The 13,520-nt window shown below is 38.5% G+C and carries 11 protein-coding genes; 10 read left to right on the top strand and 1 reads right to left on the bottom strand.

Going from position 1 to position 13,520, the window contains the following annotated elements:
* Nucleotides 1-175 precede the first annotated feature (175 nt).
* The 4 genes from V6C17_RS13725 to V6C17_RS13740 all read left to right on the top strand — a co-directional run bounded on the left by V6C17_RS13725 (nt 176) and on the right by V6C17_RS13740 (nt 3,154).
* Nucleotides 176-715 (top strand): hypothetical protein, encoded by a 540-nt coding sequence (locus V6C17_RS13725; protein ID WP_333523133.1) that lies wholly within the window; start codon nt 176-178, stop codon nt 713-715.
* A 39-nt stretch (nt 716-754) separates the two neighbouring features.
* Nucleotides 755-1,069, top strand: a complete 315-nt coding sequence (locus V6C17_RS13730) for a DMT family transporter (protein WP_333523134.1) — start codon at nt 755-757, stop codon at nt 1,067-1,069.
* Nucleotides 1,070-1,163: 94 nt separating this feature from the next.
* Nucleotides 1,164-2,624 (top strand): aminotransferase class I/II-fold pyridoxal phosphate-dependent enzyme, encoded by a 1,461-nt coding sequence (locus tag V6C17_RS13735; RefSeq protein ID WP_333523135.1) that lies wholly within the window; start codon nt 1,164-1,166, stop codon nt 2,622-2,624.
* A 110-nt stretch (nt 2,625-2,734) separates the two neighbouring features.
* Nucleotides 2,735-3,154 carry an EamA family transporter gene (locus V6C17_RS13740; protein WP_333523136.1) on the top strand — a complete coding sequence of 140 codons (420 nt, stop codon included), beginning with the start codon at nt 2,735-2,737 and terminating at the stop codon, nt 3,152-3,154.
* A gap of 23 nt (nt 3,155-3,177) precedes the next feature.
* Here the strand turns inward: V6C17_RS13740 and V6C17_RS13745 are convergent, their stop codons facing one another.
* Complete coding sequence (locus V6C17_RS13745) at nt 3,178-4,179, bottom strand: methyl-accepting chemotaxis protein (RefSeq protein ID WP_333523137.1); 1,002 nt, start codon at nt 4,177-4,179, stop codon at nt 3,178-3,180.
* A gap of 313 nt (nt 4,180-4,492) precedes the next feature.
* Here V6C17_RS13745 and dapA point away from each other — a divergent pair, with 313 nt between their 5' ends.
* The 6 genes from dapA (at nt 4,493) to V6C17_RS13775 (ending at nt 12,868) form a co-directional block, all read left to right on the top strand.
* A complete protein-coding gene (dapA, locus tag V6C17_RS13750) occupies nt 4,493-5,371 on the top strand; it encodes a 4-hydroxy-tetrahydrodipicolinate synthase (RefSeq protein WP_333523138.1) in 879 nt (292 codons plus the stop codon).
* Between the two features lie 180 nt (nt 5,372-5,551).
* Nucleotides 5,552-6,379 carry a 4-hydroxy-tetrahydrodipicolinate reductase gene (gene dapB / locus V6C17_RS13755; protein ID WP_333523139.1) on the top strand — a complete coding sequence of 276 codons (828 nt, stop codon included), beginning with the start codon at nt 5,552-5,554 and terminating at the stop codon, nt 6,377-6,379.
* A 318-nt stretch (nt 6,380-6,697) separates the two neighbouring features.
* Nucleotides 6,698-7,807 carry a citrate/2-methylcitrate synthase gene (locus V6C17_RS13760; RefSeq protein WP_333523140.1) on the top strand — a complete coding sequence of 370 codons (1,110 nt, stop codon included), beginning with the start codon at nt 6,698-6,700 and terminating at the stop codon, nt 7,805-7,807.
* Between the two features lie 38 nt (nt 7,808-7,845).
* Nucleotides 7,846-9,777 carry an aconitate hydratase gene (locus V6C17_RS13765; protein ID WP_333523141.1) on the top strand — a complete coding sequence of 644 codons (1,932 nt, stop codon included), beginning with the start codon at nt 7,846-7,848 and terminating at the stop codon, nt 9,775-9,777.
* A 1-nt stretch (nt 9,778) separates the two neighbouring features.
* Entirely contained in the window at nt 9,779-10,774 is a 996-nt protein-coding gene (locus V6C17_RS13770; protein WP_333523142.1) for an isocitrate dehydrogenase (NAD(+)), read from the top strand.
* 261 nt (nt 10,775-11,035) lie between these two features.
* Nucleotides 11,036-12,868, top strand: a complete 1,833-nt coding sequence (locus tag V6C17_RS13775; RefSeq protein ID WP_333523143.1) for a YcaO-like family protein — start codon at nt 11,036-11,038, stop codon at nt 12,866-12,868.
* Nucleotides 12,869-13,520: the final 652 nt, after the last annotated feature.

The raw sequence follows: 13,520 nt of genomic DNA on the forward strand, positions 1-13,520 counted from the left end.
ACCTCAGTTTTAGCTAAACTGAGGTTTTTTGTTCCCTAAAACTGCACATAACGAGTTTTTAATGGGAGTATATGGAGCGATTTAATGGTGAAAAATAACCGAGTAGACTTTTGAGCATATCAAATAACTAATATTATTAGCCCTAAACAACTTTTATAATTAGGAAAGGAAACTAATGAACCAGCAAGATAATTCAGTCAAAATTGAAAAGGCTGTAAAAAAGTTAATACCAGTGCATTTTCTATTAAACCGTTATGCAGTAACTTTATTTAATTTAGCAGTAATGACAATCTTAGGTCTGGCTTTGTGGGATTTGGTCCAATTACTACTAGAAAATTCAAAAGAAGTAGAAGACTTGGAAAAAATAATGGATGGATCAGGCTCGATAATTGTTGCATATGGCATTGTATTAGAGGAACGTGAATCAATAATGCAAATATTCGGGTACTACCCGAAGAACAAATACCCAAATGAAATTCTAACAGATGAAATATGTTATGACGCCGGTATTATTCTCTTAGTGCTTGGCCTGATTATTGAGGTTGTGGCACAATTCGAACAAATACCAAACACCATAATTGATACAAAAGGTCATGAACCTATCGTTTTCGGTATTGGAGCAATATTTCTTTTTATAACATTAATGCACTTTCTTGTTTTTTGTTATAAACTAATTACCCTTAAACATCAGCCTACTACAAACCAAAGTAATTAGCATGAATATAAAGCCGGTGGGTAAACGGAGGATTAATGGATGAGTTGGATATACTTGGCTGTTGCCGGAGCATTTGAGGTAGTATGGGTCCTTGGTATGAAATATACTGACGGTTTTACCCGTATAATTCCAACATTAATTACGATAATCGGAATGGTGGCTAGTGTTTATTTTCTCCATCTAGCCGAGCGGGAGATACCTGTAGGTACAGCCTATGCAGTATGGACAGGAATTGGTGTTATTGGATCAGTTATTGGCGGGATGTATCTTTTTGGCGAGTCGCGTGATTTTATCAGACTTTTATTTTTAGCTATGATATTAGGCGGTATAGTCGGCCTTAAGATAAGTACCTAAATGTAACTGAGGTTAACGATATTCTAAATATGTAACATAACTTTTATCCCCCCCATATTATAAACAGAGATGATTACGAATGGGGGAACTGCCAGTGAATTACAGTGATGTACCAATTATTGACGCTTTGGCTAACTACAATCGCGAAAAGGTTGTAAGATTTCACATGCCTGGGCATAAGGGTAATGAAATGGCAAAAGGGCAGTTGGCCGAACTCATTGGTTCAAAGGCTTATAGTATCGATGTAACTAATATTCCAGAAATGGATAATCTTCATCAGCCTCACGGTATCATAAAGCAGGCTGAGCAACTGGCTGCTGAGGCTTTTGGTGCGGACAAATCATATTTTTTAGTAAACGGCAGTTCTAGTGGATTGCAGGCACTAATAATGACTGTTTGCAACCCGGGCGATAAAATCATCGTTCCAAGAAATATACACCGCTCTGTACTAGGGGGAATCATACTAACTGGAGCCATTCCTGTCTATTATAAGCCGGCTTACGATATGGAATATTGTATTCCTTTAGGATGTATTTCAGACGAAATTGAACAGTGTCTTAAAACCCATGGGTCAGCGAAGGGGGTTCTAGTAGTTAACCCTACATATCATGGAGTCACATCAGATATAGTGAAACTTTCTGATTTAGCTCACCGATATGGCATGCCCTTAATAGTCGATGAAGCTCATGGTCCACACCTAAAGTTTCATAAAGATTTGCCACAGAGCGCAATAGAACAAGGGGCGGATGCAGTAGTACATGGAACGCATAAAATGCTAACCTCTTTTACACAGGCATCAATGCTTCATCTAAGGGGAAACTTGCTTGACCGCAATAGACTTGAAGCTGTGCTAAGAATCCTGCAGAGCACTAGTACGTCTTATTTGCTGTTAGCATCACTAGATTCTGCACGTGCAATGATTCAGGAAAATGGCGTTGAAATGATTACGCAGGCATTAGAGAATAGCGCGTATCTACGAACTGAAATTGCTAATATTCGTGGGTTAAAAACTATGGGTAAAGAGATTATTGGCAGAGATGGCGTCCATGGCCTGGATTTAACAAAAGTAACTGTATCTTTTCGAGAGCTAGGCATTAGTGGTTATTGCATAGAAAAAGTTTTGCGTGAGGAATTTAAGATACAAGTTGAAATGGCTGATCTTTTTAACATACTTCTCCTTGTTACTTACGGGAATAGAAATAGCGATACTATAGCAATATTAAAAGCACTTACTACTATTATTGATAGCTTAAGACTATGTGACGGTCTAAGTGTTCCGAAAAATGATGTGCTGATGTACCCTGAAAACCCTGAAATGGTTTTAACTCCAAGAGAGGCTTTCTTTGCCAAGGTTGAATTTTCACCGTTAGATAAAGTCGCCGGGAAGATAAGCGCAGAGATAATTACATGTTATCCGCCGGGTGTACCTGTGATTGGACCAGGTGAAAAGTATACACAAGATATTATAGATTATATTATTATGTTGCGCTCAATGGGTGCATCCTTTCAGGGATGCCAAGACCATACATTAGAGACTGTTTTAACTGTTCGTTAATTGAAAAACCGTACTAACCGAGCTGTATAAGCTAAGTTAGTACGGTTTTTCCGTCTATCGGGGATGCTTTTGGCATACAGATTAATATTGGGTTTTATAGAGGTGAACTTATGGCGATAATGTTTGCTGTCTTTGGGATGTTGTGCTGGGGAGTAGCGCCGATATTTGGGAAGTTTGGGCTGCAAGGAGTTCATCCAATAACAGCACTTTCCCTTAGAACTTTATTAGCGGCTACAATGGTGCTTGGATGGGTGGTTTGCTCACGCGGCTATACTGATTTTTTAAACGTACCTTTTTCGTTCTGGATATATATCATTATTGAAGCTATTCTTGCCACCCTGGTAGGTGATCTAGCCTATTTTTATGCTTTAAAATATGGTAATGTCAATCAGGTTAGCCTAGTAATGGCCTGCGCACCTATTGTTACAATGTTAGCAAGCTTTTTTATACTTGGCGAAAATGTTTCATATAAGCAAATACTTGGAGCATCACTAATAACTGCAGGTCTTGCATTGGTTTGCTCCGAGTGAGTCTTAGACTGTGGCTGTGGAAACTATATCGTCTCACTGACTATAGCAGACCAATTTTTCCCCTTATAAGCGTTATAACCGCGAGTATGAGCATAGCCATATATTTTTGTACTACCGCGGTTGTCTTTTTCTAAGGTATATCCATAGGTCTCACCTTTTAAAGCATGTTGGGCCGCTTTTAGGCTGTTTAATTTATCAGATAAAATCCCTTTTCTGCTGGGACACGCAATAACATAGCCATCCTTATTAATGATGGCTATATCTCCATTTTTACCAATACGAGCAGAATCTAAAATATCATATATGAAGTCCCAGTTAAAGCGAGATGAAAAGAAGCCTATAGTATTTCCAGCATCGTTACTTACTGGGCACGAATAAGCTACAGTATGTCTGTTCTCTATAGCAGAAAGATATAGGTCAGTTACAGATATCGCATTAGCTGCTTTGACTTCTTTAAACCAATGCCTGTCACCCATATTTTGCCCAATCAATTCTCTATGAACTCCAGCTGCAACTATGGTTCCTTCCAAATCTAATACATATAAATCAAAATAGACTTCGTAAATCTCTACAAGTGTCTTTAATAAGCTGTTTGCATTATTAATACTTTCTGAGTTATTTGAAATTAGAGCATTTTTTACTTGCGAGAATCCTGCCCACGCCTGTGCATCGCAATTGCGCTCAAACAGGTTTCGATCAATTTTGTCTATTGTATCATAAGCCACATCGGCTGTACGTATAGCCATAACTTCGTTTGCTTTAGATTGAATATTTTCAATAATTAAATTGCTTTCTTTTGTTGAAGCGAAGCTTCGTGTTGCTAACCTTTTTATCTCATCAGCTACTACCCCGAAGCCCCGACCCGCCTCACCAGCCCGTGCAGCTTCAATAGCCGAATTTAATGAAAGAAGGTTTGTTTGCTGGGCTATTTGCTGGATTGTACCAATTACTTTACCCATTTCGGTATTTGCGTTTTTTAGATCACTTAGCAAGACAGAAGCGTCAATAATATTATTAGTAGACATAATTTACCTCCTTAAAAACAGAGAGAGACCTACCTGTTATCAGATAGGCCTCTTTGCCATATGTTAATATATTATAGAATAATGTTTGGACAGTCAATAATATTTAATCCAAATGATCAATGAGGACTTACAAATTACAATTAGTACGACGTTGTCAAGTGTTGGTTATGTTGATTTTTCTTTCAATTACAGGTGAATATATAAAAAATTAAGATATATCGAAGATTCAAGAATTCCATTTTGGACGAATATAGGCTAAAATTATAGTATGACGTTCTTAATATTAAAATATGAATAAAAGGCGGCTAACCCAATGAGAAAATCATTATTTATCGGATCCGCAGTGGCTATTGTAACTCCCTTCCATAACGATGCTGTAAATTATCCAGCTCTAGCAGAATTAATCGAGTTTCAAATTAAAGGTGGTTCGGATGCTATCGTGGTCTGTGGGACTACAGGAGAAGCTTCCACTATGCCAGACGATGAGCATATTGACGTAATTAAGTTTGCGGTTGAAAAAATCAACAAGCGTGTACCAGTTATTGCGGGTACAGGCAGCAACGACACACGGCACGCAATAGAGCTAACAAAAGCAGCAGAAGCTGTTGGTGCAGATGGAATACTATCTGTAACACCATACTATAACAAAGCAACTCAAAAAGGCTTGTATGAGCACTTCAAAATTATTGCTAACAACGTCAATATACCGATCGTTTTGTATAATGTTCCTAGCAGAACCAACCTAAATATGAATCCTGAAACTATAAAAGCTTTGTCGGAAATAGATAATATAATAGCTGTTAAGGAATGTAATTTAGGTCAAGTCGGCGATGTAGTTAACTTGTGTGGTGAAGATTTTTCCGTGTATTCCGGTGACGACAATACAATACTCCCGGTACTGTCATTAGGCGGAAAAGGGGTAATTTCCACTATGGCAAATATAATTCCTCAAGATACCCATAATATAGTTACGAAATTTTTCCAAGGAGACATTAATGGTGCTATCAAAATGCAGCTTAATGCACTAAACCTTATTAAAGCATTATTTAGCGAAGTGAATCCAATTCCTATCAAGGCAGCAGTGAACCTGTTAGGCTATAAGGCGGGAGAATGCCGCATGCCGCTAACAGAACTTAGTGAAAGTAATCTTGCAATTCTTCGTGCCGAAATGAAGAATTATGGTTTAATATAATTACAAGAATGTTCGGTAAAAATAGCCTTAACCCAATTATAGGGTTAAGGCTATTTTTATGCTGTTTGCTTATTGTAGTACCTAAAATGGTAAAAATAGGATGGATTATAGCATTGACCAACATACAACCTTGATGTTAACATAAGGTTGTATGTTACCATTGTAAAGGAGTGATTAATCTTGAAGATCGCTTTAATTGGATTAGGAACTACTGGCCGTATTGTTGCTGAATACTTACTTAAAGAACAAGTACTTACAATGGTACTATGTAAAAAAAGTAGTAATAAAGCCGGTAAGGATCTAGGTGAAATTTTACATAGACCAGCTACAGGGATTATAGTTGAATCAATTGATAATCTTGAAGAAAAGTTGCTAAGAGAACGACCTGATGTTTTGATTGATTTCTCCCAACCAGTCTTTCTTAGAGAAAATTTAGCTTTGCTGGCACGATGCAAAGTTAACGTAGTAACCGCTGTTACTGGTTATAGCGAGATGGACGTAAAGCGAATCAAGGCCGTTACAAGAAGTGGAAAACTTGGGGTTGTAATGGCTCCTAATATAACTTATGGCGTGAATGTCCTCCTAGCTATAGCTGGTATAGTGGCCGAATTACAGGTTGATTGTGATTTTGAAATCATTGAAGAGAATCACAAAAATAAAAAAGACAGCCCGTCTGGAACAGCAAAGAAAATTGCTGCAGCTGTTTTAACTTCATTATCAGACAGTGGTGGATGCGTTGATGCAATTCCTATTCATTCTATTCGTTCGGGAGATACAATCGGTAAACATAAAATTTTAGTGACCGGACAATATGATCAAATTGAAATTTCCCACACCGCGTTTTCTCGTGAGGCGTACGCTGAGGGAGCCCATAAGGCTGCTCTATTTATAAAAGGCAAGAAAGGCATTTATGAAATGAAAGATGTCTTCGGATTGGGTATGAGCAAATGTAAATCAGTTATCAATAAGATAAATAAATTGAATTCTGGCCAGTGTTGCTGTGGATAACTGAAAAAATGCCAAGACTTTCCTGATAATAGTCAGCGAATGTCTTGGCTTAATTTTTCTATTCTTCAAACAAAATGGCTAATAGGATGGAAGACAGTAAAAGCAGAGTAGCAATGAGGTGTTTAAAATCGGCTAGATACTATTGTCCGACGATAGAGTACTAATGTTTATTTTTCGGGTTATTATAATGTATACATGTGGACAATATTATTTCCCAATAGCTATACTTGTGTAAAATTTATGCTTGATATTATCAAAATACAATATTATAATTAGCAACACAAGTTTGTTTATGAAGAATAAGTGAGGTGTAGTTCTGTGGCTGGTTTAAATGGTGTATTTGCATGTGAAACATCTATTTCCTCAATTGAAAATGGGGTATTAAGATATTATGGTTGTTCCATTGATGATTTAGCAAAGAATGCTACATTTGAAGAGACTGTGTACCTTCTTTGGTATGGGCGCTTGCCTAATAGGTTAGAACTTAAAGCTCTTAAGCAAGATTTAGCCGAAAATTCCGTATTACCAGAGAAGATTTATGAATTATTACGATTATACGCGCCTTGGGGTAATCCTATGGCTAAGCTTAGAACCTGTATATCCTTTCTAACGCACTTTGATGATGAAGTAATGGACCATTCTTTTGCGGCAGATCATCGAAAAGCTGTTCGTATTATGGCCCGAATTGCAGCTATTGTCGCAGCTATTGACCGCATACGCAAGGGTCTGGATCCCATAGAAATGAATACTATTTCTCCTAATTCGCTAGCCGAAACTTTTCTATGGTTATTGAATGGGGAAAAACCAGACGAAATAGCTGTTAAGGCATTAGATAAATGCCTGGTGCTTCACGCAGAGCATGAATTAAATGCATCAACATTTGCAGCTAGAGTAACAGTATCAACCATGTCTGATATATATTCTGGCATTGTTTCGGCAATCGGAACACTTAAAGGGCCGTTACATGGAAATGCTAATGAACAGGTTGCCAAAATGCTTGATGATATTGGGGATGTTAACAAAGTTCAAGAATACATCAATCGCAAAATTGATGCTAACGAACTAATTATGGGTTTTGGCCACAGAGTTTATAAAAATGGCGACCCACGAGCTGTGTATCTCAAAGAATTATCAAAAGAACTGGCCGAGTGGCAAGGGAATTTCCGCTGGTACGATATGTCAGTTGAAATTGATAGTATTGTCCAAGAAAAGAAAAAGCTTATGCCAAATGTTGATTTCTACTCTGCATCCGTTTACAAGTATCTAGGTATTCCTAGTGATTTATTTACGCTTATTTTTGCAATTAGCCGTACCAGTGGGTGGTTAGCACATATTCTTGAGCAGCACGAAAACAATAAGTTGATTCGTCCGCGAGCTCAGTATTTAGGAAAGAAAGAGGTTGCTTGGGTTGCTGTTGAAGACCGGTAATCTGTTCATAATATAAATTCACCAAAGGGGGAAATACTTTGAATCTCACACTTACCGAGAAGGTTTTAGCTTCCCATTTGGTTAGCGGAGAGCTAAAGCGTGGTACCGAAATCAGCATCCGTATCGACCAAACATTAACCCAAGATTCAACTGGTACTATGGCCTATCTTCAGTTGGAAGCTATAGATATCCCTAAAGTAAAAACAGAATTATCTGTCGCATATATTGATCACAATACACTGCAATGCGGTTTTGAAAACGGCGATGACCACCGTTATATTGAAACAGTTGCTGCAAAACACGGAATAGTCTTTTCCAAGCCAGGTAACGGCATATGTCATCAAGTTCATTTAGAACGGTTTAGCCGACCAGGGCGCACACTTTTAGGGTCTGACAGTCATACGCCGACCGCTGGCGGTATTGGCATGCTGGCTATTGGTGCTGGCGGACTTGATGTAGCTGTAGCGATGGCAGGCGGTGCATATCACTTGGTTATGCCGAAGATTTCTCGAGTAGTTTTAAAGGGAAAGCTTCCGCCGTGGTCTTCAGCAAAAGATATAATATTGGAACTTCTAAGACGTCTATCAGTTAAGGGTGGCGTGGGGCGTATATTTGAATATAGCGGCGATGGGCTTGAGCACCTTGCTGTTCCCGAAAGAGCCACAATATGTAACATGGGAGCTGAGCTAGGGGCAACAACATCGCTGTTTCCTAGTGATGAGCTGACTAAAGCTTTCCTTACAAGCCAAGGAAGGGCAGACTGCTGGGTACCTTTAGCTGCTGATAATGATGCAGCTTATGATGAAGAAGTAGTAATAGATCTAGCTGCTATTGAACCGCTTGTTGCTATGCCGCATAGCCCGGATAATGTGGTTCCAGTTAGTGAAATTCAAGGGCTGGTAATTGATCAAGTAGCTATTGGCAGTTGTACTAACTCTTCATATGCTGATTTGCTAAAGGCAGCCAAAATACTAGAGGGAAAAAGAGTCCATCCAAACGTATCTTTGGTAATCGCTCCTGGATCACGACAAGTATTAGCGCTTCTATCCCAAAACGGTGCGCTAACTTCTTTAATCCAGGCTGGGGCACGTATTTTAGAAAGCGCTTGCGGCTACTGTATTGGAATGGGGCAGGCTCCTCGTTCTGGCGGGATCTCGCTAAGAACTTCTAATCGGAATTTTGAAGGCCGCAGTGGAACGCCAGACGCAAAAATTTACTTATTAAGTCCGGAAACAGCAGCCGCCAGTGCTATTACTGGAGTATTGACTGATCCAAGAACATTAGGTGAGACACTTGTAATAAATGCAGCCTTCAAAGCTGACTCAGATGATAATTTACTAATATTTCCACCACAAGAAGGGCAAAATGTCGAGGTTGTAAGAGGACCTAATATTAAGCCATTTCCAAGGGCGAATAAACTGCCTGTTGACTTGAGCGGTGAAGTGCTGCTTAAGACTAAAGATAATATAACTACAGATCATATAATGCCGTCACATGCACATCTGCTGCCTTATCGGTCCAATATACCCTATCTTGCAGAGTATTGTCTTAGTGGAATTGACCCAGCTTTCCCGGCAAGAGCAAAGGCGAAAAACGGCGGATTTATAGTTGCCGGGGCGAATTATGGTCAGGGATCAAGTCGCGAGCATGCTGCGCTTGCCCCATTATATCTGGGAATAAAAGGTGTTATCGCCAAGTCTTTTGCCCGGATTCATAGGGCAAACCTTATCAACTTTGGCATTGTTCCTATGACTTTTGTTAATGAAGCGGACTATGACGAGATAGATCAAGGGGATTCTATAGCGATTGCTAATTTACTTGAGCAAGCGAAGAATGGTGATATAGTAGAGGCTAAATATAATAACTCTGGTAAAAATATAAGATTAAAATTGGATTTAACAGCCCGTGAATTAGAGATAATCGCAGCAGGCGGACTTCTTAACCATACAAAAGAGCAAGGGCGGGGATAGAATGAGAAAAGTAACACTAATTCCTGGCGATGGTATCGGAGCTGAAATTACCCAAGCTGTAAAGGAAATCTTTGTGGCCGCCCAGGCTCCTATAGAATGGGAAGTATGCTCTGCAGGCAATGCGTCGCTAACAACAGCAGGGACACCTCTTCCTGAAGAGACTCTGGCTAGTATCAGAAAAAATGGTTTGGCATTAAAGGGGCCGCTTACCACTGAGGTCGGTAAGGGACACCGCAGTATAAATGTTACTTTGCGGCAGACCTTTGATCTATACTGCAACTTAAGGCCGGTAAAAAATTTAGCTGGGGTTAAAAGCCGCTATGACAATATTGATTTAGTTGTTTTTAGAGAGAATACTGAAGACCTGTATGCCGGAGTAGAACATAAAGTAGGAAAAAGGGCTGCTGAATCAATTAAAATAATTACCGCCGAGGCCTCATTGCGTATTGCAGAAGCAGCGTTCAAATATGCCGTACAGCATGGTCGGAAAAAAGTAACCGCTGTGCACAAAGCGAACATTATGAAGCTTACCGATGGTTTATTCATCGCATGTGCAAGGGAAGTGGCAGAAAAGTATCCTTCGGTAGAGTATAATGAAGTTATTGTTGATAATCTCTGTATGCAGCTAGTTATAAAGCCTGAACAATTTGATATTTTGCTTGCACCTAATCTTTATGGTGATATAATTTCAGATTTGTGTGCAGGCTTAGTTGGTGGACTAGGAGTAGTGCCGGGGGCAAATATCGGTGCAGATTGTGCTATCTTTGAAGCGGTCCACGGAACAGCACCAGATATCGCTGGTAAAAATATAGCTAATCCCCTCGCGATGCTGTTATCGGGAATAATGCTGTTAAGACATGTTGGTGAAGAGGCTGTGGCTTCACGCATTGAAGCTGCTGTAAACAAGGTTCTAACAGAGGGAAGGGTGTTGACACCTGATTTAGGCGGGGCAGCTACCACAGAGGAACTAACTAAAGCTATTGTAAGCAAATTATAGATAATGTCAAAATAACTAATTATGTTAAAAACTAAGATCGGTACTTAATAATATCGGTCTTAGTTTGTTTTTGTAAATAGTTAGTGAGCTATTCAACTTAAGGTAGCGGTAATATAAGTACGAAGAGGCATGTGCCATTTTAAATGGATGTATGCCTCTTTTTTATCGTTCAATAATTATGTAATACCATTATTGTCACAATTTGGGGCTTCCGCGAATAAATTAAATTGGATTCATAAAAAAAGGCGGGGTGTTAATCGTATGACTTTTAGTGCTTGTAAATACAAGGATGAATTGCCTTTAAAAACAATAACAAAAATACGCAATATTTTAACAGATTTAAATATCCTTGCTGTGGAAACTGGCTGGAGAAATTCTGCTGATGGATTTTACTCTGTTACTGTTACAATAAAAAAGACTACTTTGGCTACTAACGGAAAAGGAGTCACTTATGAATATGCGTTAGCGAGTGCTTATGCAGAACTTATGGAAAGACTACAGAATCAGGCGTTCTTTCGTCTTAATTATGATTTAGATGAAAATGCACTCAAGTATCGAGGATTTTACTATGCTCCTGATGAACAATGCATTAGCATTAACGATTTCCTTAATAATGGTGAAGAGTGGTCTACTATTCAAATTAATAAAACTCCTGAAGACGTAGACGTTAATGAAATGCTTAATAGATGGAAACTTGTTTCCTATGAAAAAGTTCCAGCCGACTTTACTGCGCTGCCGTACCTTAATATTGGTAGTGGACTTATTTCGAACATCCCAATAAAGATGGTATCCAAGATGTATATGTCTAACGGAATGTGTGCTGGTAATACTCCGGAAGAAGCTTTAGTTCAGGGGATATCGGAAATCTTGGAACGTTATGTGAATATGCGTATACTATTAGAAAAAATAACCCCTCCGGATATTCCGCTCGATTATTTGAAACGATATCCTAATATTAATCAAATGATACAAGAACTCGAAAGAAGTGGAAATTATAAGGTGATAATGAAAGATTGTTCGTTGGGGCAAGGACTTCCTGTTGTAGGGGTCATTTTTATTAACAAAGATAATCAGAGTTACTTTGTTAAATTTGGGTCTCATCCAATATTTTCTATTGCGGCAGAAAGGACTCTGACAGAACTTCTACAGGGGCAGGATGTTAGAGATATGATGGGAGTTAAGGAGTTTGCATATAAGTCGCCTATAGATGAAGAACATGAAAATGCACTAGGTATTCTGGTTAATGGATCGGGCTATTATCCAGCGGAATTTTTTTCTTCAAGAAATAGTTATGAATTCGCAGAATTTGATGATGTTGAAAAACAGGACAATAAACAACTTCTAAAGTATCTACTTGAACTGATTAAAGCGAAGGGCCATCAAATATTTATCAGGGATAATTCATTTTTGGGTTTCCCGAGCTTTCATATAATAGTCCCTGGCATAAGTGAAATCGAACAATTTTTTGATATAAAACCTGTAGACGAATATGCACAATACAACAAAATTAAGCGGTATATCAGAAACTTTCCGGAAATAGCGGCTGAAGAAATTGATGAAATTATCACGTTTTTTGACAAAATCAACTATCATCGAGGAAGCTCTATTGCTAATATACTAAACCTAACAATAAAGAAACCTCTTCCTTGGTACTATATGTATATTGATTTGTTTTTGGGTGCCCTCTACTACTGGAAAGGTGACTTTGCCAACGCCTATTATTCATTTGATAGGTTTTTAGATTGGTCAGGTCGTATTCAGCCTGAAATATTTGATCAAGGCTTATTGAGTTTTTACAAATGCGTTCGGGATTATTTCGGTGCTCGTGCCGATGAAATAGGTGAGGGTCAAATGATTAGTCTTTTAAACAGATTCTATCCTGAACAAATAGTTCAAGGGGTGTTAAAAGAGTTCGGTGGTGCAAAGCGGTCTCTTGCTGGATTTGGTTATCTTCCCTGCTGGGAGTGTGAAAAATGTGATTATCGAGAAGTCTGCTCATATAACTATAATGAAACGATATATAAAATATTGAAGGATCGATATTCAGAAGTACAAATAGATCAATCGGCTTTAGCAAAAATATCGCTACCATAAGTTTTAAAACAAATAAGCCCGCTTGCGCGATCAAAATCATGATCGGCTGCGGGCTTATTTGCACATAAAGTAGGAGATTATCTAGCCATGCAGTTCATGCAGCTCATTGATTTCATACAACTCATACATTTTGTTTTTCCAGTGTCCATACAAGACATGGACTTGCAGGTATCCATTGATTTACAAGAATCCATACAAGACATAGACTTGCAGGTATCCATTGATTTACAAGAATCCATACAAGACATAGACTTGCAGGTATCCATAGACTTACAAGAATCCATACAAGACATAGACTTGCAGGTATCCATGGACTTACAAGAATCCATACAAGACATGGACTTGCAGGTATCCATAGACTTACAAGAATCCATACAAGACATAGACTTACAGGAATCCATGCAAGACATAGATTTTTTTTGGCCCATATAATATACGCCTCCCAAAAGTAATTAATGAGGTATCTAGTAACATAATATGTATACTAAGAGGAAAACGTTACATGCTTTAATTTTGGAGTATATTATACGGCTTCTTATCTGCTAAGGAAATAAGCAGGAGTTTTATACCTAAATAGTAAAATATAAAAGGTAGGATTAGTTACATTTGAGAAATGTCCACGCTTAAATAATAGTTACATAAGAATTTGATC

Source organism: Dendrosporobacter sp. 1207_IL3150, from assembly GCF_036763085.1.
GTDB lineage: Bacteria > Bacillota > Negativicutes > DSM-1736 > Dendrosporobacteraceae > JBAIYU01.

What these genes read in the sequence shown, in the direction of transcription:
- V6C17_RS13740 (WP_333523136.1), top strand. Translation starts at nt 2,735, where the DNA reads ATGGCGATAATGTTTGCTGTCTTTGGGATGTTGTGCTGGGGAGTAGCG.
- V6C17_RS13775 (WP_333523143.1), top strand. Translation starts at nt 11,036, where the DNA reads ATGACTTTTAGTGCTTGTAAATACAAGGATGAATTGCCTTTAAAAACA.
- V6C17_RS13730 (WP_333523134.1), top strand. Translation starts at nt 755, where the DNA reads ATGAGTTGGATATACTTGGCTGTTGCCGGAGCATTTGAGGTAGTATGG.
- V6C17_RS13725 (WP_333523133.1), top strand. Translation starts at nt 176, where the DNA reads ATGAACCAGCAAGATAATTCAGTCAAAATTGAAAAGGCTGTAAAAAAG.
- V6C17_RS13745 (WP_333523137.1), bottom strand. Translation starts at nt 4,179, where the DNA reads ATGTCTACTAATAATATTATTGACGCTTCTGTCTTGCTAAGTGATCTA.
- V6C17_RS13770 (WP_333523142.1), top strand. Translation starts at nt 9,779, where the DNA reads ATGAGAAAAGTAACACTAATTCCTGGCGATGGTATCGGAGCTGAAATT.
- dapA (WP_333523138.1), top strand. Translation starts at nt 4,493, where the DNA reads ATGAGAAAATCATTATTTATCGGATCCGCAGTGGCTATTGTAACTCCC.